Here is a 16,952-nt window from a genome sequence, read left to right on the forward strand (position 1 = left end):
ACATTGTCGATCAGGTGGCATGAACGCGCCCGAGGAAGTCTCGCATGAGTGCGACGACTTCTTCGAGATGTGTCTCGAGCAGCCAGTGGCCGCCGCCGAGCAGATGCAGTTCGGCGTCCGGCAGATCCCGCAGGTACGCTCGCGCCGATTTTTCCGGCATGTAGTGGTCGTTCGGACCCCAGACGATCAAGGTCGGAGGCTGGTATTCCCGCAGGTATTTGCGGTGTTCCGGGAACCAGGCCCGGTTCTCCTTCAGTCCGGCGATCAGGTCCATGGCGATGTCCTTGCGCCGTGGCGTGATCAGCGACCAATGCAGCTTCCAGAGGTCTGGCGGGATCGCATCGGCCAGAGGAGGCGGCAAGTCGTTGAGGAATTCCTCCTTGAAAGTCTCCTCGCTGACCGCCTCCGCCAGCACCTTCCTCATCTCCGATCTCGGAAGCGTCCAGGTCGCCTCGATATCCGCATATTTTGGTCCGAGGGCATCTTCATAGGGTATGTCGCCATTCTGGATGATCAGCGCCACGATGCGTTGAGGGGCCCTGATCGCCAAGCGGGCACCGATCGGCGAGCCGAAGTCGTGGAGGTAGAGGACGAACCGGTCGACACCTAGGGCGCCGACGAAGGCCTCCAGCCAGGCAGCGTAACCATCGAAACTGTAGTCGAAATCATCAGGCGTGCCGCTATAGCCCGCGCCTGGGAAATCCGGCGCGATCAGGCGCCACTGGTCGGCAAGGCGCGGCATGAGATTGCGAAATTCATGGGACGAGCAGGGATATCCGTGCGGCAGCAACAAGACCGGAGCATCTTCCCGGCCGGCCTCGCGGTAAAAAGTCTCGACGCCTGCAACCGTCATCCAGCGATGTCGGACGAGAGTGGTCATGGACAAGCTCCTCGGAACCGTTCTTCACGTTCGGTCTTCGTCATGCTGCTGTGCGCCTTCCACCGGTCGCAGCCACGGCTCGCGGCGTTTGATCCAGAGTTCGTAGCTCGGCACAAGAGGCGTCGGGGCCTCGGAAAGGATGCCGAGCTTGATTTCGGCCTCCTGGTCATCGGCGGAAAACAGCCGCGAGCCGCAACCGGTGCAGAAATGTCGACCCTGGAACTCGCCGGTTTTCCCTGAATGTTCGAACTGGCCGGCGGGCCAGATCCCATAGAAGGTAAAGGCCGAACCGCTTTCTTGCCGGCAGTCGGTGCAATGACAGATTCCAACGCGCAAGGGTTCGCCCCGGACAGAAACATGCACCTGCCCGCAAAGACACTTTCCGGAAAGCACGGTCATGACGGATCCCTGTTTCGTTGATTTTTCGCTGCCGGGAAAACGGTCCGGCCGGGCATCTGTTCCGTCGTGACGTCGCAGGCCTGCTCGGCTCGACGAATAGGATACTCTGTCGAAGAGCGTCAGACTGGACAAGATGAAGGCGGCTTCAGCGGCCTGCTAGATCATCACGATCTGATTGTCGCGCGCGGCAAAGGATTCAGGGAAGGCCGCCTGCGCCTGCGTTTCCATCTGCGCCAGCTGTTCGTCGGTGCGGGAGGGAGCGTGGTGGAAGAGCGCGAAGCGCTTGGCGCCCGCGATCTTCGCGAGCTCGGTGCCGTGCTGCCAGGTCGAATGGCCGAAGCCCTTGAAACGCTGCATCTCGTCTTCATTATAGGTGCAGTCGTAGACGACGAGATCGGCGTCCTGCATCATTTCGAGCGAGACCGGATCGTAGTTGCCGGGAATATGTTCGATATCGTAGATGAGAGCGACCGAACGGCCCTGCCATTCGATGCGGTAGCCTATGGCGCCGCCCGGATGGTTCAGCATGAAGGTCTTGATCTTGACGCCCGGGCGCGGGTTCAGCACCTGGCCTGCATGAAAATCGCTGAAATTCATCGTCGCCTGACAGATGTCGGTCTTGACGGGAAACCAGGGCGGGCTGATGAACTGCTCGACCATTTCCCGCGTGCTCATCTTGCCATCGAGATGGCCGGACCAGATGTTGACGTTGATCGAGGGATAATAGATCGCCTTGAAGAACGGCAGGCCGATGATGTGGTCGTAATGGCAGTGGCTGAAGAACAGGTCGACGTCGCTGACGCTGTCGGCGAGCAACGACAGCCCCGCCTCGCGCAGGCCGGAGCCAGCGTCGAAGATCATCCGATGTTCTCCGCAGCGAATCTCGATGCAGGAAGTGTTACCGCCGTAGCGATCGAACTCGGGGCCAGACACGGGAATACTGCCGCGGACGCCCCAAAATTTTACCTGAAACAGTTCTGTCGTCATCGTTCTTCAAACCGGCCTTCCCGCATCGCCATCGTAGTCATAGTTCGTCCCGATGCGAAGCAGCAGAATTCCACGGGTTTGTCTGTTCCCCTTTGTATTCTCCCAACCGATAGCGGAAGAAGAAGTAGATTTTCCTAAGCAATCGGCTTTCGGTTCGGAAAGCAAGCCAGTATGGTTGGTTTTCGGTATACGCGCTGCTCAGGGCGGGGGACATTTTCCCGTAAGTCATGCCTATTAGATGGTTGCGCGCGATTGAAAAAACAATTACCGCCCTGTCGAGCCGAAAATCCAGTTCCGAAGGTCGGGGGGACCGCTATATCCGACGACGGCTGACTGGGCTCTGACAATCAGCCTTCTTTCATTTTGCATCTCGCGGCTTTGTCTGGAACGTCTGGTCCAAGTTCAACTATAGGGCGGGCCGCTCTGCGCGATCGTGGAATCCTTCGGGCGGTCGTCTAGGCCGGTGCTGACCTTCGACATCGTCACTCGCGGTTTGCCGTCTGCGGCGCGGGGATGCGCGTCTTCGCATCGGACCGACCAGTCTCTGGTTCGGCGTCGGCGACGCCGTCACCGGCCTCGCGGCTGTTGCCCATGTTCACGGGCGGGGCGCGCTGTTCGTCGACGTTGATCTCTGGAAGCTCGTCGTCCTGCGTGTCTTCGTTCAGCGACTTTGGAGGAAGCTTGGCGGAACTGGGGATTGAGTTCGTCGTCATGTTGGTTCTCCTTCTGGAGAAGGAACTCGCAGACGCCGACGCGGTTCCACCCGCCGCCGTCGTGATCCTGCCATCCTTTTTCGCGATCAACACCCGCCACGCCGAGGCGTGATTCTGAATGAAATGAGGAGTTTGATATGCTGAAGACCACATTGGTCGCGACGACAACGTTGCTTGCCCTTACCCAGTTCGCCAGCGCTTCCAGCGACAGCGCATGGAACGCACTGTTCGCGAAGGCGAACGGGACCTGCATCGGTCAGTCGCGCATGGTGTCACCGGAAGCGACCGCGCCGGTGGTCTTCGACGATGCGACTGGCAAGGTAGCAATTCTTCTCCGCGAGAAGAGCTCGAAGTCGAAGAAGCTAGTGAACCTCATCTGTCTGTACGACAAGAAGTCGGGCAAGGCGTCCATTGCCGAGTATCAGTGGCTCGGACAGTAGGGACCGGCGGCCAGGGCGATGTCAAAGCGGCGGTCGAACGCTCAGGTGGTCTGTCGACTATAGCGGGGGCCTTTATCGAAAGGCCTATCCCGTTCGCACAGGTAGAGACTTCTAATATCGAGAGGAATGGAATCTCCATTCCCCAAAAGAGGGCGGAGCGATCCTCAGGCCGGGGAGAGCGCAAAATCAATAACGTTAGATCAGGTCTGATTCGCGAAGAGATGTCGCGTTAGCCCGTAGAGATGGCCGACTCGTCCACAGTTGCTTTCGGATTGGCAGCAACGCGACCAACGTCAAAGGCGTTCGATTTCAATCACGCGAATGACGATCTCCTCCTCACGGAACCGCGCCTCCAGTTTCTTGCGGTAGGACGATCACCAGACGCGGTCGAGATCGGGGGTCATTAACTCGGCGACAACGATGCGGTCCTGCTCGATTTCGTCGTCGTCGCACCACAGTCCTTCGGCGGGTGAGTTGATGTGAAGGGTGACCCCGCCGAACTTCGCCGTGAGTTCGTCTCGGACAAGGTCGACGTTCGGCCGGCTCCCACGAGGGTGTGGAACTGGAAGGAGGATTTCGACGAGATACCGCATCCTGGTTAACCGGCCTCGCGACGGGAAGTTCCTCGGTGCCAGCGCCGTCAGCGATCCATCCTGAATGTGTGGATCGAGCGCCGCCATCGTCGCACAGGCGGTAGAATGACGGTGGACGACATTAACTCGGATGCTGTCTGATCAGATTGATCAAGACGTCAGCCGGCCCACCTCAATGCCTTGGTGCCTGGTTTTCTCTCGCCGCAGCGTCCAGCTTTTTCAGTAAGTCGCCGAAAACATCTTCGCAGTCGGTGGGCAATGAGAACTCTGGCAGACCACGCAAACGTGGTCCCAAGCGCATCAAGGTATCGCGCTGGATGATTCCTACTGTGGTTGTTTCATACGTTTCAGACATGATGGCACAACGAGGGCGCCAGTGTTAGGTTCCGCAATGACGGCGACAGGTGATTTGTTGGGTTATGAAAGTGAAGGCGTGGGATGTTGAGCGTGTTTTAGTCCGCGAGGTTCATGGAACATCATTCCCGAGGCTGCTCGCCCGGTCGCCAGTTCCGCGCGGCAAGCCTCACCGAAATCCAGGAGAAAGTTCATCGCGCCGGAATGCGCAAGGTCCCGCATTTCCGAAAGCGAGCGATTGGGGGTCAGGTAGGTTTCGACGATCCTTGCCATCGCCAGTTCGGCTGCATCCACGACCCGTCTCGACGAGATCAGACGCATCTGGGCGACCAGTGCGTAAAGTAGCACGAGATCGGAAACATCGTCCTTCTGGTGGCTTATCGCGTCGGCGTAAAGTCGCGTCGCTTCAGCTATGAAGTCGGAAAAAAGCTTTTCCCGCTTGGCGGCCTCGAGCTCTCGCTGTTTTTCCCTCACTTGTGAACGGTGCGTCATCCAGGCGGTGGCGAACGAGGCGAGACCGCCGATAACGACGCCGGCGAGGCCCATCAGGGCGGAGATGTATGGGTCCATGAGAATTTGCCTTTCGCAACGATCGGGCTCACCAACGACGTGGCTACGATCCTACCCCGCCAGCGGAGGACCTACCCATACGCCTTCTGGTACTGCGGGGATGCTGTTCACCAATCCGTCGAGCATTCCTTGCAGGACGTTCGCGGTCAGCTCCTTTGTCTTGTCGCCGGGGCCGACGAGTCGGTCCGCTAGCAGCAAAGTTAGACCGTGCATTTGGGACCAAAAAACGAGAATCGCACCATCGATTGTGCGGGTGTTGGCCTCGGTATCTGCAATTGGGCGCCCGAGAGCGCCGTCGGAAATCGCCTCGACGACAAGGGCTTTCATGTTGTAGGCCGCAGTTCTTTCGATCGCGGGACGCCCATCGTCCTGACCGGCAAGGTAGCCGCCGAACATCAATCTGTAGAGCGCCGGATTGTTGACGCCGCCGCAGACATATGCGCTCGCCATGGCTGCTAGCCGCTCGCGCGGACTGTCGAGTTCCTTAGTCGCTTCGGCCATCCGCTTCGCCAGCAGTTCGAACCCGACCGCCGAAACGGCAGCCAGCAATTCGCGCTTGTCGGCGAAGTGCTTGTACGGGGCGTTGTGGCTGACGCCCGCGCGTCGGGCGAGCTCACGAAGCGAAAACTCCGTGCTTTGAGACTCGCTGAGGACGTCGAGCGCGGCCTCTACGATCGCCCTCTGCAGGTCGCCATGGTGGTACGGGCGCTGGTCTTTCGTGGAAATGTCTTGGGTCATGCCATCCATTTAGGTTGTTAAGTTGCTCATGTCAACATTCTGCCGATGGATGTTGACATTGTCCACTCTAGCACGTAAGTGGGCGATGTCAACATATGCTGTGGCCGCTCTGGAACGGCAGCGGGATCAACAACCGAGGTAAACTGCATGGCCACTCAACATCTCGTCAAAAACAAGACGCACCGCATGGCGGAGCGTCCGCCATTCGAGCGTATCGCGCTGTTGTTGCAAGGCGGAGGAGCGCTCGGCTCATATCAGGCCGGCGTCTATCAAGCACTGGCCGAAGCCGGTCTGCATCCTGATTGGGTCGCCGGCATTTCCATCGGTGCCATCAACAGTGCCCTGATTGCGGGCAATCCGCCTGAAAGGCGGGTGGAGGCGCTCCGGAGCTTCTGGGAGACGGTAACCGCCCCGGCGCACGGGTTTCCCACTCTGTTTTCGGCGATGCTGGGGGCGATGGGGCTCCAGGGTGATTTCGCGCGTGGCCTGCTCAATCAGGCACACGCCTTCGCCACCCTTATGGACGGCGCCGCGGGCTTCTTCACGCCCCGTCCGGTGCCACCCTTCTTTTCCGCCGCTGGCAGCATCGAGGCGGAAAGCTTCTACGACGTCGCACCGCTGAAGGCGACGCTGGAACTGCTGGTGGACTTCGATCGCATCAATACAGGGGCCATGCGTTTCAGCGTCGGCGCCGTCAACGTGCGCACCGGCAACTTCGAGTACTTCGACACCACGAGCCACACTATCCGCCCCGAACACATTATGGCGAGCGGCGCCTTGCCGCCGGGTTTCCCGGCCACGAGGATCGACGGCGAGTGTTACTGGGACGGCGGCCTTATCTCCAACACGCCGCTGCAATGGGTCCTCGATAACGCGCCGCGCCAGGACACGCTGGCCTTTCAGGTCGATCTCTGGAGCGCGAGTGGCGAGTTCCCGCGTGACCTTCTCGGAATCGAACTGCGGCAGAAGGATATCCGCTTCTCGAGCCGCACACGCGTGGCGACCGACCAATTCAAGACGCAGCAGCGGCTGCGCCGCGCACTCGGCCATCTGGTCGAACTCGTCCCGCAGGACGCGCTGCTGCAAGCCGATCCGGAGATCAAGCTGCTCGTCGATCAAGCCGACGAGAAGGTCTACAACATCGTCCAGCTTATATATCGCGCCAAGAAATACGAAGCGAGCTCCAAGGATTACGAGTTCTCCCGGCTGACGATGGAGGAGCACTGGGCCTCCGGCTACAACGACGCCCTTCAAACATTGCGCCACCCCGACGTGTTGCAGCGGCCCGGCACGCCGGACGGCGTCGCCATTTTCGACTTCGATTGAGATTTCACCCAAAGAGAAGAGCACGACCATGAAGATCGCCGCAGTCCGCGAAAATGCCTTCGCGATGCCGCTCAACAACCCGGCCTATCCGAGGCCACCCTACAAATTCTACAACCGCGAATTTGTCGTCATCAACTACCGGACCGATCCGGAGGCCCTTCGCGCCGTTGTGCCGGAGCCGCTGGAAGTGATCGGCGACACCGTCGCCTATGAATTCATCCGCATGCCGGATTCGACCGGCTTCGGCGACTATACGGAAACCGGGCAGGTCATTCCGGTGCGTTTCACGACACGATCGGGCAGGGTGCAGGAAGGCAGCTACGTGCATGCCATGTATCTTGACGACAACTCGCCGATCGCTGGCGGCCGCGAGATCTGGGGCTTTCCGAAGAAGCTGGCGACGCCGAAGTTGTCGCACGAGCAGGAGACGCTCGTCGGGACCCTCCACTACGGCTCGGTTATGTGCGTGACGGCGACCATGGGCTACAAGCATCGCGAACTTCCGCTGGAGCCGCTGGCAAAGGCGATGGCGAAGCCCGCCTTCGTGCTGAAGGTCATCCCGCACGTCGACGGTTCGCCCCGGATTTGCGAACTGGTGCGCTACTATCTTGAGGATGTGACGCTGAAGGGCGCATGGGCCGGGCCGGCAGCCCTGCAATTGTTCGAACACGCGATGTGCGACGTCGCGCGTCTACCCGTGCGCGAGGTCACGTCGGCCAGCCATTACGTTGCCGACCTGACGCTCGGCCTCGGCGAGGTCGTATTCGACTACCTCCAAAACGACTGATCTCCCGCAACTAAAAGGAACTATCCATGTCTCGATTTGATGGAAGAGTAGCGATTATCACCGGAGCCGCGAGCGGCATCGGCAAGGAAATCGCGCTTCGCGTCGCAGCCGAAGGCGGCATTCCCGTGATCGCCGACCTCAATCTCGACGCCGCAAACGCAACGGCCGCCGAGATCAAGAGCAAGGGCAGCGACGCCTTCGCCGTGGCGATGAACGTTGCCGACGAAGAGCAGGTGGAAAAGGCGGTTGGCGAGGTGGTCACCAGGTTCGGCAAGATCGACGTGTTGGTCAGCAACGCCGGCATCCAGATCGTCAAGCCGCTGGTCGACTTTCCCTTTGCGGACTGGAGAAAGCTGCTTTCGATCCATCTCGACGGCGCCTTTCTGACCACTCGCGCCTGCCTCAAGCACATGTATGCCGCCAATTATGGCCGGGTGATCTACATGGGTTCCGTGCACTCCAAGGAAGCCTCGAAGCTGAAGGGTCCCTATGTCACGGCCAAGCACGGACTGATCGGACTGGCCAAGGTACTGGCAAAGGAGGGAGCCGAGCACAACGTCACGGCCAACGTGGTCTGCCCCGGCTTCGTGCGCACGCCGCTCGTCGACAAACAGATCCCCGAGCAGGCGCGGGAACTCGGCATCAGCGAGGAGCAGGTGGTCAAGACGGTGATGCTCAAGGATACGGTCGACGGCGAGTTTACCAGCACCGATGACGTGGCCGACGCTGTTCTCTATTTCGCGGGGGCCAAGTCCAATGCCGTGACGGGTCAGTCGATGGTTGTGAGCCACGGCTGGTTCATGCAGTAGGCTCGATTGCGGACAGACGCACGACACCCTTTGCGGCGCCGTGCGACAGGAACGCTCCAGCACCCCGGACCAACTCTATCTCGCGACGAGCCGCAGTGGGCTCGCGCTATCTCGTTCTTGAGTATCAAAGGAAATGAACATGGAAGTCTTTAATTGTTTGCGGCGGGCCTTGAAGGCCCGGCGACCTTCGGTGGCCACGAGTCGCTCTGTCGACGGCGCATGCGTGCGCGGAGTGACTGCGATACTGCGGAACGCTGTCCAGACTACTGCGCTCGGCATGTGCTTAGGATTCGCCGCGCTGCCGACAGCCCGAGCGGATGAGCCGACTCCGCCCGTAAAAAAAGCGGTCAGCGACGAGGCCGCGACCGCCGTTTCGCAGATGGGAAAGTCGCTCCTTGCCAGGGACCTGACGATCACGGCGAGAACGATCAGCATTTACCTGGATCAGTCCGGACAACCGCTTCACATCTTCCATACGATGAAAATCACCGTGCGTCGTCCAGACCGGATCGCCGTCGAGTTTATCGGCGATGATGGTAGGCACGATCTGTTCTACGACGGCAAGGCGGCCTCGGTCTTCTTTCCCGACAGCAAGAACTACGCGACGATCCCGGCATCGGGCGACATACCATCCGCGCTCAACGAGGCGGCAACCAAACTGGACGTCGATTTTCCGCTCGGCGTGCTTTTTGCAGCCTCTCCGGACAGAGTCTTGTTGAGCGATGCCATGGCCGGCTGGCAGGTGGGGACGGCTACCATCGACGGGGTCGAGTGCCGGCATCTGTTTTTCTCTCAGAAGTCCGGCATCGATCTCGAATTGTGGGTCGAGAACAATGCCGCGGCGACGCCGCATCGTCTGGTCGTCACCTACCCGTTGCTGCAGGGCCAACCAAGCTTCGTCGCCGAATTCACCAGCTGGAAGACCAAACCCCCTCTGTCCGACTCCGAATTCACCTTTGAACCTCCCGCCGATGTGAAAAAGATCGACCCGACACCAGCCGTCGCGTCGGGAACGAAAGGAAGCAAGTGATGAACTATCTGAAGCGCACCTGCTTTGCCTTTCTCGCTTTCACGGCCATTACATCGGACGCGGCCTTCGGTCAGTTTGGACCGCCCCCTGGTGGTCCGCCGCCCCTGCCATCTGGAGGCCCACCCCACCTGCCGTCGGGAGGGCCGGGAGGGCCGCCACGTCCGCAGATAGGCCGCACACCGCGTCCGCCGATGGCCAGCCACGGCCGGCCGCCGGTGAGCGCGCAGAACCGTCCTCCGGTGAACCGCCGTACTCGTATTCCAAATGTCGGTCGCGCAAAGGGGCGATTGGCGCAAAGACCCGGCCTCGGAGGGGACAACGTGTCCGGAAATATCCGCAACACGCTGAACTCGGTCGGTAACGTCAACGGGAACCGCGCCTTCATGAACTCCGGGGGCAATATCGTCGCGAAGGACTCCGGCAACCTCACCGTTAACAATACCGGCGATCTCAAGGTCTCGGGCAACGGCAACGGATACTTTGGCCGTGGATATTATGGTCGTGGAGACGGCGTCGGCGGCCATGGTCACGGAGAGCATGGCGGTGGAGACTATGGGCGCGGATACGGCCGTGGAGACTATGGCCGTGGATACTATCGCCGCGAAGCCTACGTCCTGGGCGGGTATGCGGCAGGCGTCGCCGTCGGTGCTGCGGCAGCTTCGAGCACAGGCGGAACGACGTATTCCTATGGAGATCAGTCTGGATCCACTACGAGTTCCTCTGGCGTAGCGTCCTCGAGTTCATCCCAAGGCAGCGGGGGCTCTGCCAACGCGGCGTCGTCGGGTTCGCATCACGGCGGCTCTTCGGGTTCGTCTCTCGCCAGGTCTTCAGGCTCTTCCGGCGGGATATATGTGAACTCTTCCGATCAGAGCCGTTCGGACCCGGCCGTCGTCGTCGGCGGCGGAACGGACCAGAAGGGCGGCGATAGCAGCTGCCGGTCTGTGAATCCTCTGATCGTTGGCCTGTTTGAGAGTCTGCCGCCGGAGGGCGCGGCATGGACGTCCGAAGATGCGGTCGCCTGGCTTCAGGCCGCTGCCGCCAATCTGCGGATCGTCTATAGGATCCAGGAAAATATCGTGGTCACGGGCGAAGTTCCGCCGCCGAATTATGGTCGCGGGCCTGGCGGGAATTAGCTTCCGCTCGGCACGGGAGGCTCAGGCCGGACGTCGCATGAGGCATCCGGCCTTGCCACGCATCGAAGACTGCGAAGCTCCGTCCACTCTGACACAATTCACCAAATCAGTATCTGCGTTCCGAACGCTGCATGAGCCCGCTCATCACGAGGTCGATGTGCGCCTCAAGAAGCGCCTTGCCGTCGATAGGTGTTCGATCCGCAAACATGAGACGCCAGACGGCAACTTGAAAAATCGAACTCGCGAGCACGTCCCGCGCATAGGCCGCCGCGTGTTGGCAAAACTCTCCCGATTTCACGCCTTGCTCGATTAGGGCCGCGAGGGCAGCAAGCGTCGGCGTGATGAAGCGGCCATGATAGCAATCGACCGCTTCGGGAAAGCGAGTGCCTTCGGCGAGGGACAAGCGCAGGAGGTCTCCCGTCTTCCGGTCGTTGGCCGTACTTTCATAGGAGATCAGCAGCAGGGCCCGTATCCGGTCGGCGGTGGATCCACGAAGGCTGCCGATGGCGGTCGAGGGATCCGCGTATGACGTGGAAGCGTGGCTAAACGTTTCCTGGAAAAGAACTTCCTTGGTCGGGAAATAGAAGTAGATCGTTCCCTTTGTTATCCCCAGTCGGGCTGCGACGTCTTCGACACGCGTCGCCGCATAACCTTTCGCCGCGAACTGCTCGAACGCGGCCTCTAGTATTTCATCAGGACGCCTAGCCTTCCGCTCCGCCCGCGATGTTTTCTTTTCAACCCGTTTCATCACATCCCTTTGAATTCTTTGAGGATATCCGGAGACACGGCTTTGGTGGTCCGCTCAGGATCCTTGGTGGTGGCGCGATCTGCAGTGGCAGCCGCGATTTGACCGTACCCGCTCATCTTGTCTCGATGTTGCGCGTGTCAACATTTTTGATCTGGATATGTTGACATCGTCTACTTTACCCATTAAGTGGGCGTTGTCAACATCGGGCGATGGCCTGTAAGGAGCAAAAAATGCAGTCCTTTCGATTGCTGGGAATTGGCCTCGCTTGCGCAGTTCTGGCTGCCTGCGAAGAAAAAGCTGAAGTTGCGCCGCCGCCGCAGCAGGTCCGCGTCGTTGCGGCCGCCGAGGCTCGGTATCAACCGGGTGCGGAAATCACCGGCGAGGTGAAGGCAAGGGTTCAGACCGAACTCTCCTTTCGCGTCAGCGGCCGGGTTCTTGAGAGAAAGGTCGACGTCGGATCGCATGTCCACGCCGGCGACGTCCTTGCTAGGCTCAACGACACGGAACAACAGGCGGACGTCAGCGTCGCCCGCGCGGCGCTGGAGTCGGCGCAGGCCGTCACCAGGCAGAAGATACTCGCCTTCGACCGGGCGAAGTCGCTCCTGCAGTCGCAGGCTGTTCCGCGGGCGGTCTTTGACGATGCGCAGAAGGAGCTGCTGAGTGCGCAGGCTTCCCTCGAGGCCGCCGACGCCGCGCTCGCGACGGCCGAGGACGCGCTGTCCTACACTGAGTTGAAGGCCGCCGCGGACGGCATCATCACGGCGCGCGGCATCGAAGCCGGGCAGGTGGTGTCAGCAGCGCAGTCGGCCTTCACGCTCGCCCATGACGGACCGCGGGATGCGGTGTTCGATGTCTTCGAGGCCTTCTTTCTGGATGGCCGGCCGCTAAGCGACGTCGAGGTCGCACCGGTCTCCGACCCCTCGCGCGACGTTCATGCCAGCATACGCGAGGTTTCGCCCGTCATCGACGCGAAGGCAGGCACGATCCGGATCAAGGTGGGGCTCCAGGAGGGCGCGCCATGGCCGCTCGGCACGCCTGTCGTGGGCAAGCTGCGCGCCTCGCCGCGCGACGGAATCGTGCTCCCCTATACCTCGATCGCATCAGCCGAAGGCGAACCCGCCGTGTGGCTCGTCAACACTCAAAACCATTCCGTTTCGCTCCGGAAGATTTCGGTCGACCGATACCGCCAGAGCGATTTCGTCGTCACCGGCGGCGTCGCCGCACAAGACCTGATCGTCACCGAAGGCGGAAAATTTCTCAAGGAAGGCCAGGCAGTCGCCTGGGAAGGCAAGTGAGATGACCCTCGACCGCATATGTACCTCTCTTCCATTTCTTCTATCGATCTCCCTGCTTGTCGGTTGCGACCAAAGTACGGAAGCAGGAGAGCAGGCGACGCCGCGTCCAGTCAAAGTTGTCATGGCTACGGCCGAACAGGACAAAATCGCAAGCTCGCCCGGCGTGGTGCGGGCTCGCATCGAGACTGACCTGGCGTTTCGGACGCTCGGGCGAATGGTGTCTCGCAAGGTCGATGTCGGCGACCTGGTGCACAAGGGCGATGTCCTGGCGGAAATCGATCCTCTCACGCTGCAGCTCGCAGTCAGGAGTGCGGAAGCCGAACTGCGCAACGCCCAGGCGCAGTTGGAGAACGCCGCGACGACCGAAACGCGCAAGCGAAAGCTTATGCAGAGCAGCGCAGCAAGCGTTGCCGATCACGATCTTGCCGAACAGCAGCTCAAGTCGGCTACCGCCAATGCCGCGAAAGCAACCGCTAGCCTTGCCAAGGCGAATGAGCAGCTAGGCTACGCCGAGCTGAGGGCCGAGTTCGATGGCGTCGTGACCGCCACGTCCGCAGAAATGGGCCAGACGGTTTCAGCGGGCCAGCCGGTCTTGAAACTGGCACGCCTCGAGCAGCGCGACGTGGTCGTCGACGTGCCGGAAGCGCAGTTCAGTCGCATTCGCCTGGACGACCGCTTCAGCGTCGCCCTCCAGCTCGACAGTAGGATCCAGGCCACTGGCGTGGTCCGCGAGATCGCGCCGCAGGCCGACCCCAATACCCGCACCTATCGGCTGAAGGTCGGGATCGATCAGGCGCCGGACATCTTCCGCCTTGGCGCCGTAGTCACCGTTACGCCGCTTGTCGGAGAAGGGAAGCAGGCGATCACGCTGCCGCTCTCCGCCATCCGTCATAAAGACGGTGCCAGCCAGGTATGGGTGGTGGATCGCTCCACGGCCCAGGTCGCCCTGAGGCCGGTTGAACTGGAAGGTCCCGCGTCCGCCCCCCGTTCGGTCCTGGTTCAAGCGGGCCTGCGGGAAGGGGAAGAGATCGTCATCGCCGGAGTCGATGAGCTCACCGATGGACAGAAAGTGCAACTCGGACAGGAGCCACGCCCGTGAATAAATTCAACCTTTCGGACTGGGCGCTCGAGCATCGTTCGCTTGTCTGGTACTTCATGATCATGTTCGCGGTGGCGGGCGGCTTTGCTTATCTTGGGCTCGGCCGCGAAGAAGATCCATCCTTCACGATCAAGACGATGGTAATCCAGGCCCAATGGCCAGGCGCTTCTGCTCAGGAGGTGACGCAGCAGGTTACCGACCGCATCGAAAAGAAGCTCCAGGAACTCGACAAACTGGAACATACCCGCAGCATTACGACGGCCGGTCAAACGATCGTCTTCGTTGATTTGCTGCCGGATACAAACGCGCTGGACGTAAAGCCCACCTGGTCGCGCGTCCGCAACCTGATTGACGATATCAAGCACGAATTCCCCCAAGGCGTCGTCGGACCCTTCTTCGATGACCAGTTCGGCGATGTCTATGGCAACATCTTCGCCTTCACGGGCGACAGCGGACTTAGCCAGAGGGAATTGCGCGATTTCGCCGAGAATGCCCGGACGCAGATCCTCAGCATCCCCGACGTCGGCAAGGTCGACATCGTCGGCGCGCAGGACGAGGTGATCTACCTCGAATTCTCGACCCGCAAGATCGCCGCCCTCGGCATCGACCGCTCCGCCATCATTGCCACGCTGCAGGCGCAGAACGCCGTCACCCAGTCCGGCTTTGTCGAAACCGGACCGGAGCGGGTCGCCTTGCGGGTCGGCGGGCGCTTCATCTCCGAAGACACCTTGCGCGGGATCAATCTTCGGGTAAACGACCGCTTCTTCCCGCTGACCGACGTCGCCACGATCACCCGCGGCTATGTCGACCCGCCGACGTCGCTCTTCCGCTTCAACGGAAAGCCCGCCATCGGGCTCGCGATTGGTATGAAGACGGGCGGCAATGTGCTTGCCTTCGGGGCATCGCTTGACAAGACGATGAGCAAAATCACCCAGGAGCTTCCGGTCGGCGTCTCCGTCGAACAGGTATCCGACCAGCCGAAGGTGGTTGAAGAGGCAGTCGGCGGCTTCACAAAAGCTCTGTTCGAGGCGGTCGCGATCGTGCTCGCGATAAGCTTCATCAGTCTGGGGATGAGGGCGGGCCTGGTGGTGGCAATCGCGATCCCGCTCGTTCTCGCCATCACCTTCATGGTCATGTTCTACACCGGCATATCGCTGCAGCGCATCTCGCTCGGAGCGCTGATCATCGCGCTCGGCCTCCTTGTCGACGACGCCATGATCGCCGTCGAGATGATGGTTGCACGGCTGGAAACGGGCGACAGTCTCACGAAAGCGGCCACCTACGTCTACACATCCACGGCCTTCCCGATGCTGACGGGCACGCTCGTCACCGTCGCGGGTTTCATCCCCGTCGCTTTTAACAAGAGCAACGCCGGCGAGTTCACCTTCTCGCTCTTTGTCGTCATCGCGGTTTCGCTCGTCGTTTCGTGGGTGGTCGCGGTCGTGTTCACGCCCCTGATCGGTGTGACCATTCTTCCAAAAACGATGAAGAAGCACGCCGAGCATAAGGGGCGCTTTGCCAGGGTGTTTTCAGGCCTGCTGCAGTTCTGCCTGCGCTGGCGCTGGATGACGATCGTCGCGACGGTTCTTCTCTTTGCGGGATCGATCGTCGGCCTGTCGATGGTGCAGCAGCAGTTTTTCCCGAGCTCCGACCGTCCGGAACTGATCGTCGACTGGAACCTGCCGCAGAACAGTTCGATCGCCGAAACGAGCCGCCAGATGGCCCAGTTCGAGCGTGAGATGCTGACTGGCAACGCTGGCGTCGAACATTGGTCGACTTACGTTGGTAGGGGTGCGCCGCGCTTCGTTCTTTCCTTCGACGTGCAGCCGGCTGACGTTTCTTTCGGCCAGACGGTCGTTGTCACCAAGGACCTCGACATCAGGGACAAGCTGAAGCAGCAGATGGACACCTACCTTCAGAAGACGTTTCCGGGAACGGACGCTTACGTGAAGCTTCTGGACATCGGGCCTCCGGTTGGCAAGCCGATCCAGTACCGTGTGTCCGGCGAAAATCTGCAGACGGTGCGCGACCTGGCACAGAAGCTGGGCTCGATCGTCGGCACCTATCCTTCCCTCAGGAACATCGCCTTCGACTGGAACGAGCCGGCCCGTGTCGTGAAGATTGACGTGCTGCAGGACAAGGCCCGACAGCTCGGCGTCTCGTCCCAGGACATCGCAATGGCGCTCAACACCGTCGTACAAGGGAATGCCGTAACGCAGGTTCGGGACGACATCTATCTGGTCGATGTCATCGGCCGTGCCGCGGAAAAGGAGCGCGGCTCGATCGACACCCTGCTTGACCTGCAACTGCAGAGCAGCAGTGGTCAATCCGTCCCGCTGTCATCCGTCGCAACCTTCCGTTACGAGCTTGAGCAGCCGACGATCTGGCGGCGCGACAGAGTTCCGACCATCACGATCAAGGCCGGCATCGGCGATGCGACGCAGCCGGCGGCCGTTGTGAAGGCGCTCTCCGACAAGGTTTCGGCTTTCGAAAAGACGATGCCGGCAGGGTATTCCGTGAAGATCGGCGGCGCGGTCGAGGAAAGCGCTAAGTCGCAAGGCCCGATCGCCAAGGTGGCGCCGGCCATGTTCGTCATCATGGCGACGCTGCTGATGATCCAGCTTCAGAGCTTCCACAGGCTGTTCCTAGTCTTCTCGGTAGCGCCGCTGGCCCTCATCGGCGTCGTCGTGGCGCTGCTCGCCAGCAACTCGCCGCTTGGGTTCGTCGCACTCCTGGGTGTGCTCGCGCTGGTCGGAATTCTCATCCGCAACTCCGTGATCCTGATCGTGCAGATCGAGGAGTTGCGCGCAGAGGGAATATCGGCGTGGAAGGCGGTGGTGGAGGCGACCGAACACCGCATGCGGCCGATCATGCTCACTGCCGCAGCCGCGACCCTGGCCCTGATCCCGATCTCGCATGAGATTTTCTGGGGTCCCATGGCCTACGCGATGATGGGTGGGATCGTCGTCGGGACGGCGCTGACACTTCTCTTCCTGCCGGCGCTCTACGTCGCCTGGTTCCGGATTCCTCGCGAAGTCGAGCAGAACTGAG

The 16,952-nt window shown here is 60.8% G+C and carries 16 protein-coding genes and 1 pseudogene; 9 read left to right on the forward strand and 8 right to left on the reverse strand.

The features are described 5' to 3' along the window. Positions 1-10 precede the first annotated feature (10 nt). From AC25BC_RS27845 to AC25BC_RS27860, 4 genes are all read right to left on the reverse strand, one after another. Complete coding sequence (locus AC25BC_RS27845) at positions 11-880, reverse strand: alpha/beta fold hydrolase (RefSeq protein WP_003553581.1); 870 nt, start codon at positions 878-880, stop codon at positions 11-13. A gap of 24 nt (positions 881-904) precedes the next feature. After that, positions 905-1,279 (reverse strand): GFA family protein, encoded by a 375-nt coding sequence (locus AC25BC_RS27850; RefSeq protein ID WP_003553583.1) that lies wholly within the window; start codon positions 1,277-1,279, stop codon positions 905-907. 156 nt (positions 1,280-1,435) lie between these two features. After that, positions 1,436-2,266, reverse strand: a complete 831-nt coding sequence (locus AC25BC_RS27855; protein ID WP_003553585.1) for an MBL fold metallo-hydrolase — start codon at positions 2,264-2,266, stop codon at positions 1,436-1,438. A gap of 482 nt (positions 2,267-2,748) precedes the next feature. After that, positions 2,749-2,979, reverse strand: coding sequence for a hypothetical protein (locus AC25BC_RS27860; RefSeq protein WP_012763524.1), 231 nt, complete (start codon positions 2,977-2,979; stop codon positions 2,749-2,751). A gap of 137 nt (positions 2,980-3,116) precedes the next feature. Between AC25BC_RS27860 and AC25BC_RS27865 the strand changes: the two genes are divergently transcribed. Next, positions 3,117-3,419: a hypothetical protein gene (locus tag AC25BC_RS27865; RefSeq protein ID WP_003553588.1), complete on the forward strand. Its 303-nt coding sequence runs from the start codon at positions 3,117-3,119 to the stop codon at positions 3,417-3,419. Between the two features lie 293 nt (positions 3,420-3,712). Here the strand turns inward: AC25BC_RS27865 and AC25BC_RS27870 are convergent. The 3 genes and pseudogenes from AC25BC_RS27870 to AC25BC_RS27880 all read right to left on the reverse strand — a co-directional run bounded on the left by AC25BC_RS27870 (position 3,713) and on the right by AC25BC_RS27880 (position 5,674). Next, positions 3,713-4,012 (reverse strand): annotated as a pseudogene (locus tag AC25BC_RS27870) (hypothetical protein). A gap of 417 nt (positions 4,013-4,429) precedes the next feature. Beyond that, on the reverse strand, positions 4,430-4,936 hold the full coding sequence (locus AC25BC_RS27875; protein ID WP_003553597.1) for a LapA family protein: 507 nt from the start codon (positions 4,934-4,936) through the stop codon (positions 4,430-4,432). 51 nt (positions 4,937-4,987) lie between these two features. Continuing rightward, a complete protein-coding gene (locus tag AC25BC_RS27880; protein ID WP_128439072.1) occupies positions 4,988-5,674 on the reverse strand; it encodes a TetR/AcrR family transcriptional regulator in 687 nt (228 codons plus the stop codon). A 147-nt stretch (positions 5,675-5,821) separates the two neighbouring features. On the opposite strand from AC25BC_RS27880, the gene AC25BC_RS27885 reads away from it, so the two are divergent. From AC25BC_RS27885 to AC25BC_RS27905, 5 genes are all read left to right on the forward strand, one after another. Then, the gene (locus AC25BC_RS27885) at positions 5,822-7,000 is read left to right on the forward strand and encodes a patatin-like phospholipase family protein (protein ID WP_128439071.1); all 1,179 of its coding nucleotides are present in this window, start codon (positions 5,822-5,824) and stop codon (positions 6,998-7,000) included. 28 nt (positions 7,001-7,028) lie between these two features. Then, entirely contained in the window at positions 7,029-7,787 is a 759-nt protein-coding gene (locus tag AC25BC_RS27890) for an acetoacetate decarboxylase (RefSeq protein ID WP_003553602.1), read from the forward strand. Positions 7,788-7,813: 26 nt separating this feature from the next. After that, positions 7,814-8,596: a 3-hydroxybutyrate dehydrogenase gene (locus AC25BC_RS27895; protein WP_003553604.1), complete on the forward strand. Its 783-nt coding sequence runs from the start codon at positions 7,814-7,816 to the stop codon at positions 8,594-8,596. Positions 8,597-8,735: 139 nt separating this feature from the next. After that, entirely contained in the window at positions 8,736-9,626 is an 891-nt protein-coding gene (locus AC25BC_RS27900) for a DUF2092 domain-containing protein (protein ID WP_003553606.1), read from the forward strand. A 320-nt stretch (positions 9,627-9,946) separates the two neighbouring features. Then, entirely contained in the window at positions 9,947-10,759 is an 813-nt protein-coding gene (locus AC25BC_RS27905) for a hypothetical protein (RefSeq protein ID WP_245459819.1), read from the forward strand. A 106-nt stretch (positions 10,760-10,865) separates the two neighbouring features. Here AC25BC_RS27905 and AC25BC_RS27910 read toward each other — a convergent pair whose 3' ends face one another. After that, positions 10,866-11,507, reverse strand: coding sequence for a TetR/AcrR family transcriptional regulator (locus AC25BC_RS27910; RefSeq protein ID WP_128439070.1), 642 nt, complete (start codon positions 11,505-11,507; stop codon positions 10,866-10,868). A 230-nt stretch (positions 11,508-11,737) separates the two neighbouring features. On the opposite strand from AC25BC_RS27910, the gene AC25BC_RS27915 reads away from it, so the two are divergent. From AC25BC_RS27915 to AC25BC_RS27925, 3 genes are read left to right on the forward strand one after another with little or no spacing between them, the layout of a single operon-like run. Beyond that, complete coding sequence (locus AC25BC_RS27915) at positions 11,738-12,802, forward strand: efflux RND transporter periplasmic adaptor subunit (RefSeq protein ID WP_128439069.1); 1,065 nt, start codon at positions 11,738-11,740, stop codon at positions 12,800-12,802. Position 12,803: 1 nt separating this feature from the next. Beyond that, positions 12,804-13,901 carry an efflux RND transporter periplasmic adaptor subunit gene (locus tag AC25BC_RS27920; protein WP_206642378.1) on the forward strand — a complete coding sequence of 366 codons (1,098 nt, stop codon included), beginning with the start codon at positions 12,804-12,806 and terminating at the stop codon, positions 13,899-13,901. Next, entirely contained in the window at positions 13,898-16,951 is a 3,054-nt protein-coding gene (locus AC25BC_RS27925; protein WP_128439068.1) for an efflux RND transporter permease subunit, read from the forward strand. Before AC25BC_RS27920 ends, AC25BC_RS27925 begins: the two co-directional genes overlap by 4 nt. Position 16,952 lies beyond the last annotated feature (1 nt).

It is taken from the genome of Rhizobium sp. WSM409, assembly GCF_057653825.1.